The sequence below is a fragment of the Promicromonospora sp. NPDC019610 genome (genome assembly GCF_044389365.1).
Taxonomy (GTDB): domain Bacteria; phylum Actinomycetota; class Actinomycetes; order Actinomycetales; family Cellulomonadaceae; genus Promicromonospora.
In genome coordinates this window covers 541,497-561,915 of sequence record NZ_JBIRXX010000001.1, presented here as the reverse complement: position 1 = coordinate 561,915, position 20,419 = coordinate 541,497, and the positions used below count along the sequence as shown (strand labels likewise).

Sequence of the window (20,419 nt, the reverse complement as noted above, 5' to 3'; positions counted from 1 at the left end):
AAGGGTACGTCGCGCGTGCCGCCGGACCGCGGCCCGGGTTGCCGTCCGACTCTGGGAAGGTTCTGCTGTGAGCATCATGGACAACGCGGTGTACGTGGACGGCAGGCGCACGGCCAACCCGGTCAGCATCGAGGAGACCTGCGAGACGACCCGCGCGCGCGGCGGCATCGCCTGGGTCGACCTGTCGTGGCCGGAACCGGCCGAGATCGAGGCCGTCGCCGCGGAGTTCGACCTGCACCCGCTGGCGGTCGAGGACGCGATCCACGCGCACCAGCGCCCCAAGGCCGAGCACTACGGCGACGTGCTGTTCGTGGTGCTGCACCCCGCGCGCAACGTGGACGACGACGGCGACGGGAGCATCGACCGCGTCGAGTTCGGCGAGGTGCACGCGTGGGTGGGCCCGGACTTCGTCGTCACGGTCCGGCGGTCCGTGACGCCCGACCTCGACGCGATGCGCGGCCGGCTGGAGCAGGACCCGGACCTGCTGCGCCTGGGGCCGGTCGCGATCCTGGCGGCGCTGCTGGACGAGGTCGTGGACACCTACCGGCCCGTGGTGACGCGGCTGCGCGGCGACATCGACCAGATCGAGGACCAGCTCTTCTCCCGGGACCCGGAGGTCTCGTTCCGCATCTACGAGGCGACCCGCGAGGTGATCGGGCTGCAGCGTGCCACCGGCCCGCTGGTCGAGATGCTCCAGGACCTGTACGACGGCAAGCGGGAGTACGCCGACCAGCAGTCAGCCGCCGCGCACCCGGACGACGCCCCGCACCGCGACGGGGACGTGCAGGACCGCCGCTGGGTCGAGCTGCTGCGGAGCCTGCGCAACGTGCTCGACCACGCGATCAAGCTCTCGGGGACCTCGGACACGTTCCGGTCGCTGCTGACCAACGCGCTCGACGTGCACTCGACGCTGGTGACGCAGGAGCAGAACGAGGAGTCGCGCCGCATGACGGAGATCAGCCTCAAGCAGGACGAGCAGATGAAGAAGATCTCCGCGTGGGCGGCCATCCTCTTCGCGCCCACGCTGATCGGCACCATCTACGGCATGAACTTCGACCACATGCCCGAGCTGCACTGGACCTTCGGGTACCCGCTCGCGATCGCCGGGATGGTCGGCCTGGGCGGGATCTTCTACCGGATCTTCAAGCGGGTCGGCTGGCTCTGACGGCGGGCCGCCGCGCGCCCGGCGGGTCCGGCGGGCCGGGGCCGTCAGCGGTAGCTGCCGACCGCCCGCACGGCCCAGCGCGGCATGATCCGCAGCGCGGCGGAGGCGACCTTGTAGCGCACCGAGGGCGTGGACAGGACGACGCCGCGGCGCACGTCCGCGAGCGCCGTCCGGACCACGTCCTCGGCCTCCAGCCAGCCCCACTCGGGGACGATGGAGGACTCGCCGATGCCGGCGCGCGCGTGGAACTCGGTGTGCGTGAACCCTGGGGACAGCAGCGTCGCGGTGACGCCGGTGCCGCGGAGCTCGGCGGCCAGCGACTCGGTGAACGTGCGCACGTACGCCTTCGCGGCGGCGTAGGAGCCTCCCGCGGTGAGGGCGGCGACGGAGCCGACGTTCAGGATCGCGCCGCGCCGCCGTTCGAGCATCTGCCCGAGGGCGGCGTGGCTGAGCTCGACGACGGCCTTGACCATGACGTCGATGCCCCGGCGCTCGGTGGTGATCCGGCCCGTCGCGAACGGCGAGCTCGTGGCGAACCCGGCGTTGTTGACGAGCAGCCCGACGGGCCGCAGGTCGCCGTCCTCGGGCCGGCCGCCGACGACGGCGAGCCGCTGGGCGACCCGCGCGACGTCGTCGGGCACCGAGAGGTCGGCGGGCAGGACCTCGACGGCCACACCCGTGGCGTCGCGGAGCTGGGCGGCGACGTCGGCCAGCCGCCGGTCGTCGCGCGCCACCAGCACCAGGTCGTGCCCGCTCCCCGCGAGCTGCCGTGCGAACTCGAGGCCCAGGCCGGCGGACCCACCCGTGATCAGTGCTGTACCCATGGGGGGCACCCTAGGCCTCCTCGGCCCGCTCCCGGCGCTTGAGCCAGAGGCCGACCACCAGGAGCACCACGATGGCGATGTACGCGGTCGCGGCGAACGGGCTGCTCACGAGGTACGTCAGGTCGCCCTGGCTGATCGCGAGGGAGCGGCGGAGCCGGTCCTCCGCCATCGGGCCGAGGATCATGCCGACCACGAGGGGGGCCACGGGGTACCCGTACCGGCGCATGAAGAACCCGGCCAGGCCGATCAGCACCAGGAGCAGCACGTCCACGGGCGAGAAGTTCAGCGCGTACGAGCCGAGCGCGCCGAACAGGAGGATGCCCGCGTACAGGTAGTGCCGCGGGATGCGCAGCACCTTGACCCACATGCCCACCAGCGGCAGGTTGAGCACCACCAGCATGAGGTTGCCGATGTACAGGCTGGCGATCAGCGCCCACACCAGGGCGGACTCGCTCTGCAGCAGCAGCGGCCCGGGCTGGATGCCGTAGGACTGGAACGCGACGATGATGATCGCCGCCGTCGCCGTGGTGGGCAGGCCCAGGGTGAGCAGCGGGACGAGCACGCCCGACGCCGCCGCGTTGTTCGCGGCCTCGGGTCCGGCCACGCCCTCGATCGCGCCCTTGCCGAACTGCTTGCGCCGCGGGCCGGCGAGCCGCCGTTCGGCGGCGTAGGACAGGAAGGTCGCGACGTCGGCCCCGCCCGCGGGGATGGTGCCGACGGGGAAGCCGATGGCGGCGCCGCGCAGCCACGGCTTCCAGGACCGGCGCCAGTCGTCGCGCTTCATCCAGGTGCGCCAGCCCTTCTCGACCGGGATGATCCGGACCGGGCCGTGCCGCATGCGTGAGCCCACGTACAGGGCCTCGCCCACGGCGAACAGGCCGACGGCGACGATCACGACGTCGATCCCGTCGGCCAGGTCGAGCACGCCGAACGTGAAGCGCTGCTGGCCGGTCAGCGTGTCGGTACCGACCAGGCCGAGGAACAGGCCGAGGGCGAGCGCGGCGAGGCCGCGCGGCACCGACGTCCCGAGCAGCGCGCCCACGGTGACGAAGGCGACCACCATGAGGGCGAAGTAGTCGGGCTCGCCGAGCTGCACCGCCCAGCGGGCGATCACGGGCGCCAGGAACGTCAGCGCCACGGTGGCGAGCGAGCCCGCGACGAACGAGCCGATGGCGGCGGTGGCGAGCGCGGCGGCACCGCGCCCGGCGCGGGCCATCTTGTTGCCCTCGATCGCCGTGACGATCGAGGCGGACTCGCCGGGGGTGTTGAGCAGGATCGACGTCGTCGACCCGCCGTACATGCCGCCGTAGTAGATGCCGGCGAAGAGGATGATCGCCGCCGTCGGCTCCAGCGTGTACGTCAGGGGCAGGAGCAGGGCGATGGCCATGGCCGGACCGATGCCCGGCAGCACGCCCACCGCCGTCCCGATGAACACGCCGAACAGCGCGTACAGCAGGTACATCGGGTGCAGCACGGTGGCGAACCCGTCGATCAGGGCCGAGAAGTTATCCACGGAGGAACGGCACCCCTTCCAGCAGCGGCCCGGCCGGGAGCGACAGCCCCAGCAGCCCGCCGAAGATCACTTGGACGACCAGGCCCAACGCGAGCCCGACCAGTGCGGCGCGCCACCACGGGCGGGCGCCCAGGACGACCGCCGCGCCCGCGAACAGCAGCGCGGCGGCGAACGGCCAGCCCACGACGTTGATCGCGAACACGTGGACCACCAGGGCCACCACGAGCAGCACCACCGTGAGCCAGTCGGTCCGGACGGTGGGGTCGACGTCCTCGCCGCCCTCCTCCTCGCCGACCCGGCCGCTCAGGATCAGGACGGTCAGCACGGCGCCCGCGGCGACGAGCATGCCGCCCACCAGGTACGGGAAGGCCCGCGGGCCGAGCGTGTTGGTCGAGCCGGGGACGGTGATGCTCCCGGCGGCCACCAGCACGTAGACCCCGAGGGCGGTCGTGGCCAGGGCGAGCACGAGCTCGCCCCACCGGCGGCGCGGGCGTTCGGCCGCGTCGGCCGCGTCGGCCGTGCCGGCCGTGCCGGCCGTGCCGGCCACCTCGGGCACCCCGGGCGCCATGCCGTCCGAGGTCACCGGACGAGCCCGATGTCCTTGAGCACGGCCAGGGACTCCGCGATGTTGCCCTCAAGGTACGTGTCGAACTCGTCCCCGGCGAGGAAGGCGTCGTCCCAGCCCTTCTCCTCGAGCGTGGCCTGCCACGACTCGGACTGCGCGAGCTCGGTGACCGTGCTGGTCAGCGCCTCGCGCTGGGCATCGTCGATCGTGCCCGGGGCGACCACGCCGCGCCAGTTGGTGAGGACGACGTCGTAGCCGGCCTCGGTGAGGGTCGGCGTGTCGGGCAGGGCCTCGACGCGCTCCTCGCCGGAGACCGCGAGGGCCCGCAGCTCGCCCGCGGCGACCTGCTCGGCGTACTCGCTGACCCCCGAGATGCCCGCGCTCACGTTGTTGCCGAGCAGCGCCGCCAGCGACTCGCCGCCGCCGGAGTAGGCGATGTAGTTGAGCTTGGTCCCGATGTTCTCCGACGGGATGCCGCCGGCCTGCATCAGCATCCCCGCGAGGATGTGGTCGGTACCGCCGGCGGAACCGCCGGTGATCGAGACCTTCTTGCCGTTCTCCTTGATGTCGGCGACGAGGTCGTCGACGGTCTGGTACGGCGACTCCTTCGGCACCACGATGACCTCCTGCTCCTCGGTGAGCCGGGCGATCGGGGTGGTGTGCTCGATCCGGGCCTGCGACTGGTTGGTCTCGACGGCCCCCACCATGACCAGGCCCATCACGAGCAGGGTGTTCGGGTCGGTGGCGTTGGCGATGTTCGCCAGGCCCACGGTGCCGCCCGCGCCGTCCACGTTGGTGACCGTGGCCGAGCCGACCAGGCCCTCCTCCTGCAGGTCGGCCTGCATGGCGCGGCCGGTCTGGTCCCAGCCGCCGCCGGGCCCGGCGGGCACGACGATGCTGAGCTCGTCGATCGCGGCGTCGCCGCCGCCACCGTTCGACTCCAGGACCGAACAGCCGGCGAGCGCCAGGGCCAGGACGATTCCGACGGGGGCAGCCCCGGACCGGATGATGCGCATGTCTCCTCCTCGAGCGGATGCGTGTGCGGACGGTCGGGGCCGGCTGCACCGCCGGCCCTCTGTCCGTCCGGGCGAGAGCGTAGGGAGCGGCGGCCGTGCCGCCCCGGTTCTGGTCGCAACGAAGGTTGTGGTCGTTTCGGTCACGCCGCGCGGCTACCGCGCCGACGACGAACCGGTGCACACTGGCCCCCGTGAGAAGGGCGATGACGCTCCGGGTGCAGCTCTTGGCGCTGCAGGTCGTCATCGTGCTCGTACTCGTGTGCACGACCGGGCTCGTGGCCTCCACCCTGCAGGAACGACAGCTCCGCGAGGCCTACGTCGACCGCATGTCCGGCGTGGCCCAGTCGGTCGCGCGCCTGCCCGCGATCCACGACGCGTTCGACGACGAGGACCCGGCCGCGACGATCCAGCCGATCGCCGAGGTGATCCGCGAGGCCTCCGAGGTCACGTACGTGGTCGTCACCGACGAGCACGGCGTGCGCTACTCCCACCCCGACCCGGACCAGATCGGGCAGCGGGTCTCGACGGACCCGTCCGTGCCGCTGTCCGGCAAGGTGTGGACGGGCACCCAGACCGGCACCCTGGGCACGTCGTGGCGCGTCAAGGTGCCCGTCTTCGGCGACGCGGCCGACGACTCCTCGCCCGCCCCCGTGATCGGCACAGCGAGCGTGGGCATCCTGGAGTCCGAGCTGCGCGCCGACCTGACCGACGACCGGGGCTGGCTGCTCGCCGCGCTCGCCGCGGCCGCCGTCGTCGGGGTGCTGTGCGCGGCCTGGGTGACCCGCCTGGTCCGCCGCCGGATCTACCTGCTCGAACCCGAGGACATCGCGACCCTGCTGGAGACCCGCGGGCTCACGGACGCCCTGCGCTCCCAGTCGCACGAGTTCGCCAACACCGTGCACGTCATCTCGGGGCTGCTGGAGCTGGGCCGCACGGAGGAGGCGGTCGCGTTCATCGAGCGCTCCGGCCACGGCGGGCTGCTCACCGCGTCCGCCGTCGCGCCGGACGTCCGCTCCCCCGAGATCGCCGCGCTGCTGCTGGTCAAGGCGATCACCGCGCGGGAGCGGGGCGTGACGCTCGACGTCGCGGACGAGTCCGCGCTCGACGTGCCGACGACGCCGGACGGCTCGGCGCTGCACACCGACGCCCTCATCGTGCTGGGCAACCTGATCGACAACGCCGTGGACGCCGCCGGGCCGGACGGCCGGGTCCGCGTGCTGCTCGGGACCGAGGGGACGCGGCTGTGCCTCCAGGTGGACGACGACGGCCCGGGCATCCCCGCGGCGCTGCACCACCAGGTGTTCAAGGCGGGGTTCTCCACGAAGGTGCCCGGCGACCGGGAGCACAGCCGGGGCATCGGGCTGGCCCTCGTGCGGCGCGTGGTGGACCGGCGCGACGGCGAGGTGGTGCTCGGGACCGGTGACCTCGGCGGGGCGCGCGTGCGGGTCGAGCTGCCGGTGCCGGTCGCGGCGGCCGGGCGGGCGCGGGCCGGGGTGGGGGCCGCTGCGGGCGCCGGCGTTCGGGCGGGCGCCGAGGCACGGGCGGGCGCCGAGGCTCCGGAGGCCCGGTCGTGACCGAACAGGCGCGGACGCTCGTCGTCGAGGACGATCCCGTGGTCGCGACCGTGCACCGGGGTTTCGTGGAGAGCCACCCCCGGTTCGTCGTCGTCGGCGAGGCGCGGACCGGCGCGGACGCGCTGCGCCTCGTGTCCGCGCTGCGCCCCGACCTGGTGCTGCTCGACCTGCACCTGCCGGACATCGGCGGGCTCGACGTGCTGCAGCGGCTGCGGATGCTGCCGGGGCCGCCGGTCGACGTCGTCGCCACGACGGCCGCGCGCGAGCTCGACAGCGTGCGCCAGGCCATGGCCGGCGGGGTGCTCGCCTACCTGGTCAAACCCTTCACGTCCGCCGCGCTGCGGGAACGGCTCGACGAGGTGTGGCAGCGGCGCGAGGACGTTCGCCGGGCCCAGGACACCCTCGACCAGGACGAGGTGGACCAGCTCCTGGCCGGGCCGCGCTCCGCCGACCGGCTGCCCAAGGGACTCTCGGGCCGCAGCCGCGACCTGGTCCGGGCGGCGCTCGCGCGGCTGTGCGCCGGGGACGGCGTGGGCGGGGCGGACGGCGGCCGGGCGGACGGCGGCGGGGCCGGCGCCGGCGCGGCGGCGGCCCGCGACGCGTCGGCGGCCGAGGTCGCCGAGGCGGTCGGGATGTCGCGTGTCAGCGCCCGCCGCTACCTGGAGCACCTGGTCACGGAGGGGTACGCCCAGGTCGCGCCCCGCTACGGCGCGACGGGTCGCCCGGAGAACCGCTACCGCCCGGCGTGACGCCGCCCGCCGTCCGACGCCCGACGCGCGTCGTCCGACGTGCAACGCGCGACGCCCGACGTCCGCCGCCCGACGTCCGACGTCCGACGCGCGAAGTGCGCTTCTTCCCCGTCATCGGGCCCGGAATCGGGGCGGTTACGGGCCCAATGACGGGGTAGAAGCGCACTCCGGTGACACCGGCGGCCCCGGCGTCAGACCGGGGCCGTCAGCGGGTCCGGCTCCGGCTGGACCGGGCCGGCCGCCGTCTGGTAGGCGAAGCCCTCCCGGACCCAGTACTCGAACCCGCCGATCATTTCCTTGACGTCGTAGCCGAGCCTCGCGAACTCCAGGGCAGCCTTGGTCGCGCCGTTGCACGCCGGACCCCAGCAGTACACGACCACGGGCTTGTCCCGGTCGACGGTCTGCTCGGCCCGCAGGCGCACCTTGCCGCCGGGCAGGTGCACGGCGCCCGGGATGTGGCCCTGGTCCCAGCAGGTCGGGGAGCGGACGTCGACCAGCGTGAACGGGCTGTTCGCGGCCAGGGCCGCGTGCACGTCGCTGACGTCGGTCTCGAAGGCGAGGCGCCCCGCGAAGTGGGCGACGGCGGCGGAGGTGTCCTGGGAGATCGTCATGGCCAGAGTGTGCGGACGCCGGGACGCCGGCGACAAGAGTCCGGATCCGCACTGTTTCTGAACCATCCGTAAGGCCGGCTACTCCGAGCCCCCGACCCGTGTCAGACGCACAGGTCACCCGGGTGACCTGTGCGTCTGACACGGTGCGGGGCAGGGACCGTCACGTGGTCTGGAGCAGGTGCGGGTGCTGCGCCTCCACCACGTTCGGGTGCGCCCGCACCCGGCTCTTGAGCCAGTTGTCGCCGAACACCGCGTGCAGCGGGTTCGCCGGGTCCAGCGTGACGCCGGGCGCGGCGGCGCGGAGCGGCTCCGGCAGCTCGACGTCGGGGATGGTCGCGTCGAGCGCAGGCCCGTGGAAGTAGGGGATCGAGATGCGCTCGGTGCCCGCCGGCGGGGACACGACGCGGTGCAGCGTCGCCTTGAGGTAGCCGTCCGTCGCGATCTCCAACAGCTCGCCGATGTTCACGACGAACGCGCCGGCGGGCGGGACGACGTCGAGCCACTCGCCGTCCTTCTCGACCTGGAGGCCCGCCTTGCCGTCCTCGACCGAGAGGAGCGTGAGCACGCCGAGGTCCTTGTGCGCGCCGACGCCCTGCGCGGGCGCGGCGGCCTCGACCCCCGGGTAGCGCGCGATCTTCAGGTGCGGCGAGGGCCGCTCGAACACGGCGTCGAACGTGTCCGACGGCGCGCCGAGCGACTCGGCCCACGCCCGCAGCAGCCGCGTCGCGACGCCGTCGAGTCGCGTCAGCCACTCCTCGGCGACCTCGCGCAGGGCCGGGAGAGACTCGGGCCAGAGGTTCGGGCCCTCCAGGACCCAGTAGTCGGGGACGCCGGGTCCGGCGGGGACCGCCGGCCGCTCGGCGCCGATGTCGATCTGCTCGCGCTGGTCGACGCGGCCGAGCGTGCGTTCGCCGCCCATCCGCGTCCAGCCGCGGAAGTGGGGGCTGTGGACGTTCTCGATCGCGCGCTTCTGCTCCTCGGGGAGCGCGAAGAACTCGCGGGCGGTGGCGTAGGCGCGGTCGATCAGGTCGCGGGGGACGCCGTGGCCGACCAGGGAGAAGAAGCCGACCTCGTGGGTCGCGCGCCGCAGCTCGTCGCGGAAACGGGCCTGGTCGCCGGGGTCGCCGTCGAGCAGCGAGAGGTCCAGTACGGGGATGCCGGGCATGGTGAGGGTCCTTTCGAGGGTGCCGGGTGGGTGCGCCGACGGCGACCGCCCCGGCATCCGCCGACACCTCCGCCAGGTGCTCTCGGCCTCCGGACGGAGGAATGCGGGAGCCCGGCGTGTGCGCACGGGGATGCGATGTGAGCAGGGGCTGCTGTCGGCGGCGCGAGGGGACGCGCCAGGGGGTCGCCCGGTGGGCGACCGCTCAGCGGCGACAGCAGGTACAGAGGAAGGTGCTCACGATGTGAGACACGGTAGCACCCGGAACCGCGGAACGGCACGGGTCCGGCTCAGTCGGTCACGACCTCGCGCAGGAAGCGGACGACCCGCCGCGCCCGGAACATCAGCGCGTACCCGATCGCGATCACGTGGCCCACCACGCGCATCGTCTCGTTCACGGCACCCTCGAGCAGGGTGTCCTCGTCGTCGACCACGCCGTCCCGCGCCGAGCGCAGGCTCAGGATCCTGGCCCGGTCGTCGGGGCCGAGCTCCTCCAGCAGCTTCGGCACCGCGGACAGCGACTGCGCGAACGGCGCGTTGCGTTCGAGCACGGGCTTGATGATGTCCTCGGGTTCGAGGAACTTCCCGGCGATGATCACCACGGCGATGATCGAGCGGCGTCGGGCGTACTCCGCGAGCACCGCGCCCGCGCCGGCGGACGCGCCCATGAGCGCCACGCGCTCGCCCCGCTGCTCGAACTGCTCGACCAGGGCGTCGAGCCGGTCCAGCCGCTCCTCGAACGACGCGTCGGACGACCAGCGCACGCGGAACATCGTGGTGCGCACGCCGAGGGCGCGCCAGGTGCGCAGCGCCTCGCGCTGGAGGTGCACCAGCGGCGGCATCCGGTCGCCGAGCCCGGGCACGTAGATCAGGCGGATCGGGGGCTTGCCGTGGTGCGTCACCCGGGCGCGGGGGAGGCCGTCGTCGGGCGCGGGCGGGCCGCCGTCGCCGCTGGTCACGTGCTCGCTCATCTCGCGCAGGAGGCTACACCGGCGCGGGGCCCGGCACGTGTCAGACGCACAGGTCGCCCGGGGGGCCTGTACGTCTGACACGTGCGCCGGTGGGGCGGCAGGTCAGCGGACGGCGTACGCGCGGATCGTCGTCTGCTTCACCGTGCCGCCCGACGCGTCCCGCGCCTCGACCCGGAGCGACACGTGCTCGGTGCCGCGCGGCACCCGTACCGTCCCGGTGAACGTCCCCGGCCGCCGGTCGGTGAGGGACACGGCGTGCCAGGTGGTGCCGTCGTCCGCGGACCACCAGAGGCGCGCGGACGTGACCCGGCTCTTGGCGGACCGGCCGTCCGGGTCACCCGCCACAGGCCCTACCGTGAGCATGACCCGCGTGCTGCGGGGCGCCGCGTTGCGCGCGTCGAGGCCCCGGACCGCGTAGCCGACGTCGAGCACGGCCGGGCCGGTGGTCGCGTCCGGAGCCGCGCGGAACCGCCACTCGGTGCTCGTCCGCGTGGACCGCTCCCACCAGGACGACTCCAGGCTCGCGTCGAGGACGACGCGGTGCGCCGCGCCGCCGGCGGGCAGCGCCACCTCGGCCGAGGGCCGACTCTGGTCGAGCACGGCGACGCCGTCCTGCCAGACCCGCAGGCGGGTGCTCTGCCCGCCGAACGACTCGAACGGGTGCCCGTCCGCGTCGCTCCAGGGCACGAGCCGGAGGCCGAGCGCGCCGTCGGTGATCGTGAACGCGCCGGACCCCGCCCGCGTGCTCAGGACGGCGCCGCCCACCGTGGTCCGGGCCTTCTCCCGGGGCGCGTAGGTGCGCGCCACGGAGTCGAAGTACCCCTGCTGCGGGTCGTCGGCCGAGCCCGAGTAGACCTGGTGGCCCCAGGCGACGCCGTTCGTGCTCAGGTACTCGGTGCGCCGGCCGGGGATCGTGACCGGGCTGCCCACGGCCGAGCCCCACAGGTGGCCTGGCGCGGTGCCGACGCGGGCGCTCTCGGCGTGGTGGTCGCCGCCGAGGGACGCGTACGTGGTCGTGACCGCGGCCGTGTCGCGGGCCGTCGCCCGGAACCGGAACGTGTCCACCACGTCCTGCGTGTACAGGAGGTCGTACGTGTACGACGGCGCCCGGCCCGCCGCCACCGGCTGCTCCAGGACGAAGTGGGTCTGCAGGTCGTACGTGCCGACCGTGACGGGCGCCTCCGTCGGCGTCGCGTACGCCTTCGCGCCGGCCCCGACCACGGTGCCGAACCCGTACGGGTCGTCGCCCGCCGCCGTCGTCCGGGTGTCGTCCAGCGCGATCCACCGGACCGCGGCGGGCCGGTGGGTGGACACGGTGAGCTCGCGCGCCTCGCGGGCGTCGAGCACGACCGTGGTGTCGTCGGCGACGGTCACCTCCGGCCGGAGCACGGCGGAGACCTCGGAGACGACGTACTCCTCGTCGGTGGTCCACAGGAAGCCCGTGACCGAGTACCGGCCCGGCGGGACCCGCAGGTCCAGGCCCTCGGGGCCGATCTCCCGGTGCTCGTCGAACAGCGTCGGGTCGTCCACGTTCACGATGCGCACGCTCGACGACCCGGTGTGCGGCTCACCGTCCCGCCCGAGGGTCCGGACGTCCAGGTCGGCGAGGTCGGGCTCCTTGTACCAGCCGAGCGGCGTGCGGACCTCGCGGCCCGCGGCGTCCGTGGCCGTGACCGCGCCCGAGTAGCGGCGCTCGACGGCGCCGACCGTGCGGTCGATGCGCACGCCGACCGTCGCGATACCCCCGGCGGGCACCGTCAGGGACGTCGCGCCGAGCGTGACGGCTCCGGCGGGCAGCGGCTCGCCGTCCTGGTCCGCCGCGTCGACCGTGAGGTCCAGCGTGACCGCGGCGGTGCCAGGGTTCTCGTAGGTGAGCGTCTTCGTCGAGGTGCCCTCCTGCGGGTACTCGAAGCCACCGAACGACAGCGACGCGGGCGTCGGCGTCACGGGCAGGTCGAGCGCGGCGGGGACGACGACGCGGCCGGCGCCCTCGTCGAACGCGCCGCCGCTGGTGTGCCGGGCCGAGCCCATGAGAACGGCCTTGAGCTGCGGCCCCGTCAGCTCGGGGCGGACCTGCTTGAGCACGGCGGCCGCGCCGGCCACGTGCGGCGCGGCCATGGAGGTGCCGCTCCAGGCCGTGTAGGGGCCGTTGCTCTCCCACTCGTTGGTGCCGGCGGCGCGGGCCGCCACGATCTCGACGCCCGGCGCCGTGATGTCCGGCTTGATGGCGTAGTCCCGCACCCGCGGTCCGCGGCTGGAGAAGTACGCGACCTGGTCGTCGTCGTCGACGGCGCCCACCGTCAGGGCCGAGCTCGCGGCCCCCGGCGGGACCACGGCGCCGTACAGGCCCTCGTTGCCCACGGCCACGACGAAGAGCGTCCCGTACCGGTCGCTCAGCGTGTCGACGGCCATCGAGAGCGGGTCCGTGCCGTCGGTGTAGCGCTCGGACTCGCCGAGGCTCATGTTCACCACCTGCGCGCCGGCCTCCGCGATCCACTCCATGCCGTCGATGATCGACGACGCCTCACCGCCGCCGAAGTCGTCGAGCACCTTGCCGACCAGGAGGTCGGCTCCGGGAGCCACGCCGCGGTTGTCGCCGTCGGACGCGTCGCCCGAGCCCAGGGCGATCGAGGCCACGTGGGTGCCGTGGCCGTACCGGTCCATGGTGTCGCCGGAGCCGGTGAAGTCGCGCGCCCCGACCAGCACGTCGTCGAGGTCGGGGTGGGTCGTGTCGATGCCGGAGTCGAGCACGCCGACGGTCACCCCGTCGCCGGTGTACCCGGCGTCCCAGGCGGCCGGCGCGCCGATCTGCGGCATCGAGTCCACGTCGAGCGCCTCGACGTGGCCGTCCAGCCAGACCTTCACGGCCGGTGCGCCAGGCACGGACGGCGCCGCCGAGCGGGCCGCCGGGGCCGGGTCCAGGGTCGCGAGCAGGTCGGCGGCCGCGGCCCGGTCCAGGTCGGCCGAGACCGCGCCGACCGACGGCAGGCTCCGCTCGGGGTCGAGACCGAGCGCCGCCCAGTCGGGCTCGTCGTGCTGCGCGAGACGGGTCGAGGCCGCGGCGCCGGTCCCGTCCGGGGTCCCGCCCGGGGTGGCGGACGCTGTGGCCGCCGCGTCCGCCACCGCGGCGTCCTGCACGATGACGGGGACCGTGTCCCGGTGCCCGTCGTCGTACCCGGCGGCGACGAGGCCCGTGACGTCGAACAGCGCCGGGTCCAGGCGGTCGGGCACGAGGCGCGCGACGTCGCCGGGGATCACCTGCACGCTGTCGCCCCGGACCAGCTTCTGGAACGCGATCCCCTCGCGGCCGGCCGCGGGGCGCACCGTGACGGACCGGCGGCCGTCGGGGTACCGCCCGACGTCGACCTGGTCCCCGGTGATCAGGGTGACGGTGGCGGTGGACGACGCGCCCGCGGCCGCCGTCGCGCCGCCGTCCGCCCCGCCGGACCCTGTTCCCCCGGACGACCACGCCGGTACCCCTGTACCCAGCGCGACCGCCACCGCGATCGCCGCTGCCGCTGCACCCGTTCTGGCGCGCATCTACCTGTCTCCCTCGTGCGGACGCCGGCGGTCGATTGCCGCCTTCACCAGGGCAGACGCCGGCTGCGTCGAGATCGTTGGGTAGGAGAAGGCCGGACGTGTCAGACCCACAGGTCACCCGGGGGACCTGTACGTCTGACACGTGCGGCGCAGGTCAACGCAGCAGCGGCGTCGCCGCGCGCAGACGCCGCGTGTACTCGTGCGCCGGGTCGTCGTAGACCTGGGCCGTGAGCCCCTCCTCGACGACCAGCCCGTCGTGCATCACGGCGACGTGGTCGCAGACGTGCCGCACCACGCCGAGGTCGTGCGACACGAGCAGCAGCGTCAGCGCGTACTCGTCGGCGAGCCGCGCGAGCAGGTCCAGCACCTGCCGGCGCACGGACACGTCGAGCGCGCTGACCGGCTCGTCCGCCACGAGGATGCGCGGCCGGCACACCAGGGCCCGCGCGATCGCGATGCGCTGCCGCTGCCCGCCCGAGAACTGGTGCGGGTACCGGTCGGCCGCGTCGAGCGGCAGGCCGACGGCGTCCAGCATCTCGCGCACGGCGTCCCGCCGGGCGGCGGGGGTCCGGGGGCCGCCGTCCCGGACGTTCGCCGGGTTGAGCAGCGGCTCCGCCACGATGTCGCCCACGGTCATGCGGGGGTCCAGCGAGCCGTACGGGTCCTGGAACACGAGCTGCAGGGCGGCGCGCAGGTCGCCGAGGTCGTGCGCCGCCGCCGGCCCGCCACCGCGCGCACCTGCCGACGGCGCGCCGTCCGCGGGGCTCAGGTCGACGCCCGCGCTGGTCACCCGGCCCGACGTCGCCCGGTCCAGACCGGAGACGATGCGCAGCAACGTCGACTTGCCCGACCCCGACTCGCCCACGATGCCGAACCGCTGCCCCGCGCGGACCTCCAGCGAGACGCCCCGCAGCGCCTGGACCGCCTGGCCCCGGTGCGCGTAGGTGCGCGTGACGTCCTGGACGCGGATCAGGGCGGGTTCCGGGGTGAGGGCGGGCGGGGTCTCGACGGGCTCGACCGGCTTCAGGGTCTCGACAAGCTCGACCAGCGATGGGGGCTCGACCAGCGGTGGGCGGGGTTCGAGGGCGGACGCCGCGAGCAGCCCCCGCGTGTACTCGTGCCGGGGTTGCGCGAACACCTCGGCGACCGGCCCCTCCTCCACCACGACGCCGTCGAGCAGCACCACCACCCGCTCGCACACCTGGGACACCAGGGCCAGGTCGTGCGTGATGAACAGCAGCCCGGCGCCGCGGTCGCGGACCAGCCGCACCATGAGATCCAGCACCTGCCGCTGCACGGTGACGTCGAGGGCCGTCGTCGGCTCGTCGGCCACGAGCACCGCCGGGTCGTTCGCCAGCGCCATCGCCAGCACCACCCGCTGCCGCTGCCCGCCGGACAGCTCGTGCGGGTACCGCCGGGCGGCGCCGTCGGGCAGGCCCACCTCGGCCAGCAGGTCCGCCGCCCTGTGCGACGCCGTCGCGCTCGGGACCCCGTGCACCGTCATCGCCTCCGCGACCTGGCGGCCCACGCGCATCAGGGGGTTGAGGGCCGTCATCGGCTCCTGGAAGACCATCGAGATCTCCCGGCCGCGCAACCGCGCCAGCGCGCGCTCGCCCCGGTCCAGGAGGTTCCCGGGCACCCCGGCGAGGCCGACGTGGCCGGCCGCGGAGACGCCGTCGGGCAGCAGGCCCAGCGCCGCGAGCGCCGTCATGGTCTTGCCCGACCCGGACTCCCCGATCAGCCCGACGCGCTCGCCCGCGGCGACGCGCAGGGAGAGGTCGTCCAGGATGGTGCGCCCGCTCGTCGTGCGGACGGTCAGGTGCCGGAGGTCGAGGGCAGGCTCGGCAGGCTCGGCCGACGGGGGTGCGGAGGTCTCGACAGGCTCGACCAGCGAGGGGTGCTCGACCTGCGGCGCCGCGGAGGGATCGGTCGCCAGCCGCGGGTCCAGGACGTCCCGAAGGCCGTCGCCCAGCAGGTTGAAGCCGAGCACGGCGACGGCGATCGCCACGCCCGGCACGATCGCGAGGTGGTCGGCCACGCCCAGGAACTGCTGCGACTCCTGCAGCATGCGGCCCCACGACGGCGTCGGCGGGGGCGTGCCGAGGCCGAGGAAGGACAGCCCGGCCTCGGCGAGCACGGCGATCGCGAAGTTCACGGAGCACTGCACCAGCACCGTGCCGGCGATGTTGGGCAGCACGTGCCGGGTCGCGATCGCGAGGCTCCCCCGGTTCGCCGCGCGGGCGGCGAGCACGTAGTCGGAGCGCATCACCTGCAGGGTGCCGCCGCGGGCCACGCGCGCGAAGGCGGGGATCGAGCCGATGCCGAGCGCGACCATCGCCGTCACCGTGCCCGCGCCGTAGACCGCGCCCAGCACGATCGCGAGCAGCAGGCCGGGGAAGGCGAGCAGGATGTCGCTGCCCCGCATGAGCACCGCGGCGGGCCGTCCGCGGCCCGACCCCTGGAGCATCCCCGCGAGCACGCCGAGCGGCACGCCGACCACGGCGGCGATGCCGACCGCCACGAGCCCGACCAGCAGCGTGATCTGCGCGCCGGCCATGACCTGCGAGAGCACGTCGCGGCCGAACCGGTCGGTGCCGAACCAGTGCTCGGCCCCCGGCGGCAGCAGCCGGGCCGCGCCGGCGTGCTCGGGGTCGTACGGGGTCCAGACGAGCGACACGAGCGCGGTGACCAGCACGAGCCCGACCAGCACGGCGCCGATGACGAGCTGCGGGTGCAGCTGGCGGCCTCTCATGCGGCCCTCCGCAGCCGCGGGTCCAGCAGCGTGTAGGCCAGGTCGACCAGGAAGTTCAGCAGCACCACCAGCACCACGAGCACCGCCACGATCGACTGCACGGCCAGCAGGTCGCGGTTGCCCACGGAGTCCAGCAGCAGGCTGCCGAGACCGGGCACGGCGAAGACCCGCTCGATCACCACGGCGCCGATCAGCATGGACGCGATCTGCACCCCGACGACCGTCACGATCGGCACGCCCGCGTTCCGCAGCCCGTGCCGCACCAGCGCGCCGGTGAAGGTGAGCCCCTTGGCGCGGGCGGTGCGCAGGAAGTCCTCGCGCATGATCTCCAGCACGGCGCTGCGCACGTACCGCGTGATGATCGCGGCCTGCACCGAGCCCAGCGCGACCGCGGGCAGCAGCACGTGCCGCCAGAACTCGCCGAGCCCGTCGACGGGCGCCGTCCACCCGCCCGACGGCAGCCAGCCGAGGCGCACCGCGAACACGGACACGAGCAGCACGCCCACCAGGAAGTTCGGCACGGCCACCCCGACCTGGCTCACCGCGGAGAGCGTCACGCCGCCCGCGTTCCGGTGCCAGACGGCGGCCAGCGTGCCCAGCGGCACCGCCACCACCAGGGCGATCAGCATGCCGAGCAGCACCAGGATGCCCGTGACCTGCACCCGGTCCGCGACGAGCGGCGTCAGGTCCTGCGACGTGACGTAGCTGGTGCCGAGGTCACCGGTGAGCAGCCCGCCCACCCAGCTCAGGTACTGGACGACCAGGGGGCCGTCCGTCCCGTGCTCGGCGCGCCAGGCCGCGAGCGCCTCCGGGGACGCCTCGATCCCGAGGGCGACGACGGCGGGGTCGCCGGGCAGCACCCGCAGCAGCACGAAGATCGCCGCCGTCGCCACGAGGAGCGTGGCGGCGAGCTGGGCGAGGTGCGACGCGAGGTGTCTGGCCACGGCGTTGTCCGGCGGCGAGCCGGATCAGCTGTCCGACCAGCGCAGGCCGGTCAGGTCCATGGACTCCGTGGTGGCGTTCGCGGCGATGCCCGCCAGGGCGGCGTCGGCCACGACCGTGTTGGGGAAGAGGAACAGGGGGTCGCTCGCGGCGTCGTCCACGATCATCCGGGCGACCTCCTGCATGCCCGCGACGTACTGGTCGGGGCTGCCCTCGTCGGCCCGCTCGGCCACCTGGGCGAGCTCCGGGTTGTCGTAGCCGATGTAGTAGTCGGGGTCGCCGAAGATCGTGAGCATGTCCCGGGCCTCGGTGTGGAGGATCACGGACATCTCGTAGTCGTGCTCGGTGAACACCTTGTCGAGCCAGACGGCGGGGAACTCGGCCGGGACGATCTTCGCGTCGATGCCGACGTCCTTGAGCTGCGAGACGACCACCTGGGCGACGGCCTCCGCGTAGGGGCGGGTCGGGACGTCGAACGTGATGCTCAGGTTCTCGGCGCCGGCCTCGGCCAGCAGCTCGCGCGCCCGGTCCGGGTCGTACGGGTAGGAGCCCGTGAGGTCCTGGTAGTAGGGGTCGGTGGGCGGCACCATCGAGCCGATGAGCTGGCCGTGCCCGGCCCACGCCGTGTCCAGGACGGCCTTGCGGTCGATCGCGTACATGACCGCGCGGCGCACGTTCAGGTCGTCGAACGGCGGCCGGGCGTTGTTCAGCGAGAGCAGCACCTCGCCGGTCGAGGTGCCGTCGATCACCTGGAGGTCCTCGTCCTGCTCCAGACCGGAGATCAGGTCCGGGGCCTGCATGTTGTACGCCATGTCGACGTCGCCGGCGCGGACGGCGTTCGCCTGCGCGTTGGCGTCGGCGAAGTAGCGCACGGTGACCTCGGTGAGCGCGGGCGCCTCGCCCCAGTAGTCGTCACGGGCGGCGAGCGTGACATGCTCGCCGGTCGCGACCTCCTCGACCGTGTAGGGACCGGTGCCGACCGCCTCGGTGGCCAGGTCGACGGACAGGTCGTCGGGGAACATCGCGCCGACGGACGTGCCCATGTCGAACAGCCAGGCGTTGCTGGGGTGCGCCAGCGTCACGACGATCTCGGTGTCGCTGACCGCCTCGACGCTCTCGACCACGTCCATCTTCGACTTGAGGCTCAGCGTCCAGTCGTCCTGGACCCGCCCGATCGACGAGACCACGTCGTCCGCGGTGAAGGCGGAGCCGTCGGAGAACGTCACGCCGTCGTGCAGCGTGAACGTGTACTGGGTGCGGTCGCCGTTGATCTCCCAGGACTCGGCGAGCTGCGGCTGCACCTCGCCCTCCTGGTCGATGGTCACCAGGCCCTCGTACACGTTGTTCATCAGCAGCTGGGGGATCGCGGAGCCCGACGTCGTGGTGAAGTCGAGGTTGGTCGGCTCCCCGGTCAGCCCGACGACGACGTCGGTGCGCCCCGCCGAGGCCCCGCCGGACGAGCTCCCGGCGCTGCATGCCGTGACCAGGGCCGCTGACGTGAGGACGACGACGGCGCCGAGGGCACGACGCCCGGTGAGAATCTGCACACGACCAGCGTAGTCGGGGTGAAACGGCTCGATAATCAGGGTCCGAGAAGTGCGGCGGGAATCACAGCGACGCCGTCTCGCCGGCGGTAAGCGTGCTTACCCGTGGTGATGACGGCCATGTCTGCGAGGTTGTCACCGATCTGCTCGCGGAGCCACAAGAGCTGCCGAACATCGTGGTCGTCCGGCGTCGCTGTGAGCTTGACCTCCAGGGCGACGACGCGATTGCCGACGCCCTCGATGACGAGATCCACCTCGTGACGGCCGTCCCGGTCCCGGAGGTGATAGACGCGGGCTTCCACGTTCTGGGCATAGACCTGCGTGTCGAGGGTGACCAAGGACTCGAAGAGCGCACCGAGTATGCCTCCGTGGTTGATGGCTGCCATGTCACCGCGACCTGCCATCAGCCCGTCCGCGGTCAGGTTCAGGAGCCGGGCCGCAAGCGCAGGATCAGCGAGCTGGTGCTTGCTGGCCTGTCCCAGTCTGGCCAGGTGATTCGAAGTCGGCATCCACGCGGGGGTCGGGTCGAGCAGCCACAGTCCGGAGAGCGCATCCCTGTATCCGATCGTCGTCTTCTTCGAGGGCTTGTCACCTTCGTTGGGTGTCGCCGCATCGAGGATCTCGACGTACTTGGCCGTGGTGGACAGTGCGGCTGCGTACGCAGCGAGCCACGCGCGAAGGGCCTCGGGACGGCGGACCGGGTACCCCTGCTCCACGAACTCCCGCTGGGCGATGTTGTCGAGGTAGGTATTGAGTCTGAGACGACGGAGCTGCGGCGTGGGAGCGGAGCGGACACCAGGCAGGCCCGACGCAACGATCTCCTCGACGTAGTCGCCGAGCACGACATCTGTCTCCCCGCCGATCTCCGCCTCCCCGCGAAGCATGTCGGCGAGGCTCACTGCGGGACTGGCCACACCGCGCTCGAGGAGGCTCATCGGACGCATTCGGAGGCCGATGATCCGCCCGGCACCCGAGTGCACACCGGCCCCGCGGGGAGCCGAGCTCCCGGTGAGCAGGAAACGGCCGAGCTCAGCGCCGTCATCTACCGCTCGGCGCACTCGATCCCAGGACTCCGGCCAGCGCTGCCACTCATCGACCAGTACCGGACCGGGAAGCGTGCGCAGCAGGCCAGGATCGGACAGGAGCCGCTGCCTGCCGCTCTCCTGATCGAGTTCCAGGACGGACTTCGCTCTACGGCGAGCCGTCTCCGTCTTTCCGACGCCCTTTGGCCCGTAGATCGAGGTGGCCTCCAGGTGGGGCTGTACCTCATCGAGCAGGTCGTCTATCACGCGACGCTCATAGACGGCCACGTACATCTCCTCCATCTCGGGCAACGGAGCGCTGGCGGGCTCGCAGCTGCTACTACACGATTTGCGCACCATCTACTACACCGCGCGCGCACTATCTACTCCACCATATGCGCATCACCTACTCCACCGCACGCGCACGGGTCGTACGACGGCCGGCACAGCCGCGCACGTAGGCTGTCGG

Annotated in this window: 15 protein-coding genes; 3 read left to right on the top strand and 12 right to left on the bottom strand. The window is 73.4% G+C overall.

All coding sequences use genetic code 11. The features are described 5' to 3' along the window. The first annotated feature begins 67 nt into the window (after positions 1-67). Positions 68-1,165 (top strand): magnesium and cobalt transport protein CorA, encoded by a 1,098-nt coding sequence (locus tag ACH45N_RS02415; protein ID WP_397390807.1) that lies wholly within the window; start codon positions 68-70, stop codon positions 1,163-1,165. A 44-nt stretch (positions 1,166-1,209) separates the two neighbouring features. Here ACH45N_RS02415 and ACH45N_RS02410 read toward each other — a convergent pair whose 3' ends face one another. Genes ACH45N_RS02410 through ACH45N_RS02395 form a run of 4 tightly spaced genes read right to left on the bottom strand, consistent with a single transcriptional unit; the run spans position 1,210 to position 5,083 of the window. Next, a complete protein-coding gene (locus ACH45N_RS02410) occupies positions 1,210-1,989 on the bottom strand; it encodes an SDR family NAD(P)-dependent oxidoreductase (protein ID WP_397390805.1) in 780 nt (259 codons plus the stop codon). 10 nt (positions 1,990-1,999) lie between these two features. After that, positions 2,000-3,502, bottom strand: coding sequence for a tripartite tricarboxylate transporter permease (locus ACH45N_RS02405; RefSeq protein ID WP_397390803.1), 1,503 nt, complete (start codon positions 3,500-3,502; stop codon positions 2,000-2,002). Next, positions 3,495-4,085 carry a tripartite tricarboxylate transporter TctB family protein gene (locus tag ACH45N_RS02400; protein WP_397390801.1) on the bottom strand — a complete coding sequence of 197 codons (591 nt, stop codon included), beginning with the start codon at positions 4,083-4,085 and terminating at the stop codon, positions 3,495-3,497. Before ACH45N_RS02400 ends, ACH45N_RS02405 begins: the two co-directional genes overlap by 8 nt. Beyond that, a complete protein-coding gene (locus tag ACH45N_RS02395; protein ID WP_397390799.1) occupies positions 4,082-5,083 on the bottom strand; it encodes a Bug family tripartite tricarboxylate transporter substrate binding protein in 1,002 nt (333 codons plus the stop codon). The genes ACH45N_RS02400 and ACH45N_RS02395 overlap by 4 nt, the downstream gene beginning before the upstream one ends. A 191-nt stretch (positions 5,084-5,274) precedes the next feature. Here ACH45N_RS02395 and ACH45N_RS02390 point away from each other — a divergent pair, with 191 nt between their 5' ends. Then, positions 5,275-6,657: an ATP-binding protein gene (locus tag ACH45N_RS02390; RefSeq protein ID WP_397390797.1), complete on the top strand. Its 1,383-nt coding sequence runs from the start codon at positions 5,275-5,277 to the stop codon at positions 6,655-6,657. Continuing rightward, on the top strand, positions 6,654-7,406 hold the full coding sequence (locus ACH45N_RS02385; protein ID WP_397390795.1) for a response regulator: 753 nt from the start codon (positions 6,654-6,656) through the stop codon (positions 7,404-7,406). Before ACH45N_RS02390 ends, ACH45N_RS02385 begins: the two co-directional genes overlap by 4 nt. A gap of 191 nt (positions 7,407-7,597) precedes the next feature. On the opposite strand, the gene ACH45N_RS02380 is transcribed toward ACH45N_RS02385, so the two are convergent. The 8 genes from ACH45N_RS02380 to ACH45N_RS02345 all read right to left on the bottom strand — a co-directional run bounded on the left by ACH45N_RS02380 (position 7,598) and on the right by ACH45N_RS02345 (position 20,238). Beyond that, positions 7,598-8,017: a rhodanese-like domain-containing protein gene (locus tag ACH45N_RS02380; protein ID WP_397390793.1), complete on the bottom strand. Its 420-nt coding sequence runs from the start codon at positions 8,015-8,017 to the stop codon at positions 7,598-7,600. Positions 8,018-8,177: 160 nt separating this feature from the next. Continuing rightward, positions 8,178-9,182 (bottom strand): isopenicillin N synthase family dioxygenase, encoded by a 1,005-nt coding sequence (locus ACH45N_RS02375; RefSeq protein WP_397390791.1) that lies wholly within the window; start codon positions 9,180-9,182, stop codon positions 8,178-8,180. Positions 9,183-9,469: 287 nt separating this feature from the next. Then, a complete protein-coding gene (locus ACH45N_RS02370; protein WP_397390789.1) occupies positions 9,470-10,150 on the bottom strand; it encodes a hypothetical protein in 681 nt (226 codons plus the stop codon). 102 nt (positions 10,151-10,252) lie between these two features. Continuing rightward, complete coding sequence (locus tag ACH45N_RS02365; RefSeq protein WP_397390787.1) at positions 10,253-13,690, bottom strand: S8 family serine peptidase; 3,438 nt, start codon at positions 13,688-13,690, stop codon at positions 10,253-10,255. 154 nt (positions 13,691-13,844) lie between these two features. Next, on the bottom strand, positions 13,845-16,442 hold the full coding sequence (locus ACH45N_RS02360; protein WP_397390785.1) for a dipeptide ABC transporter ATP-binding protein: 2,598 nt from the start codon (positions 16,440-16,442) through the stop codon (positions 13,845-13,847). Further along, positions 16,439-17,386, bottom strand: a complete 948-nt coding sequence (locus ACH45N_RS02355; RefSeq protein WP_397390783.1) for an ABC transporter permease — start codon at positions 17,384-17,386, stop codon at positions 16,439-16,441. Before ACH45N_RS02355 ends, ACH45N_RS02360 begins: the two co-directional genes overlap by 4 nt. A 24-nt stretch (positions 17,387-17,410) precedes the next feature. Then, positions 17,411-18,931, bottom strand: a complete 1,521-nt coding sequence (locus ACH45N_RS02350) for an ABC transporter substrate-binding protein (RefSeq protein ID WP_397390781.1) — start codon at positions 18,929-18,931, stop codon at positions 17,411-17,413. Positions 18,932-18,966: 35 nt separating this feature from the next. After that, a complete protein-coding gene (locus ACH45N_RS02345; protein ID WP_397390779.1) occupies positions 18,967-20,238 on the bottom strand; it encodes an ATP-binding protein in 1,272 nt (423 codons plus the stop codon). Positions 20,239-20,419 lie beyond the last annotated feature (181 nt).

Excerpts from the sequence above, each read along its gene's own strand:
- ACH45N_RS02410 (WP_397390805.1), bottom strand. The coding sequence starts at position 1,989 with ATGGGTACAGCACTGATCACGGGTGGGTCCGCCGGCCTGGGCCTCGAG.
- ACH45N_RS02395 (WP_397390799.1), bottom strand. The coding sequence starts at position 5,083 with ATGCGCATCATCCGGTCCGGGGCTGCCCCCGTCGGAATCGTCCTGGCC.
- ACH45N_RS02380 (WP_397390793.1), bottom strand. The coding sequence starts at position 8,017 with ATGACGATCTCCCAGGACACCTCCGCCGCCGTCGCCCACTTCGCGGGG.
- ACH45N_RS02375 (WP_397390791.1), bottom strand. The coding sequence starts at position 9,182 with ATGCCCGGCATCCCCGTACTGGACCTCTCGCTGCTCGACGGCGACCCC.
- ACH45N_RS02370 (WP_397390789.1), bottom strand. The coding sequence starts at position 10,150 with ATGAGCGAGCACGTGACCAGCGGCGACGGCGGCCCGCCCGCGCCCGAC.
- ACH45N_RS02365 (WP_397390787.1), bottom strand. The coding sequence starts at position 13,690 with ATGCGCGCCAGAACGGGTGCAGCGGCAGCGGCGATCGCGGTGGCGGTC.
- ACH45N_RS02360 (WP_397390785.1), bottom strand. The coding sequence starts at position 16,442 with ATGAGAGGCCGCCAGCTGCACCCGCAGCTCGTCATCGGCGCCGTGCTG.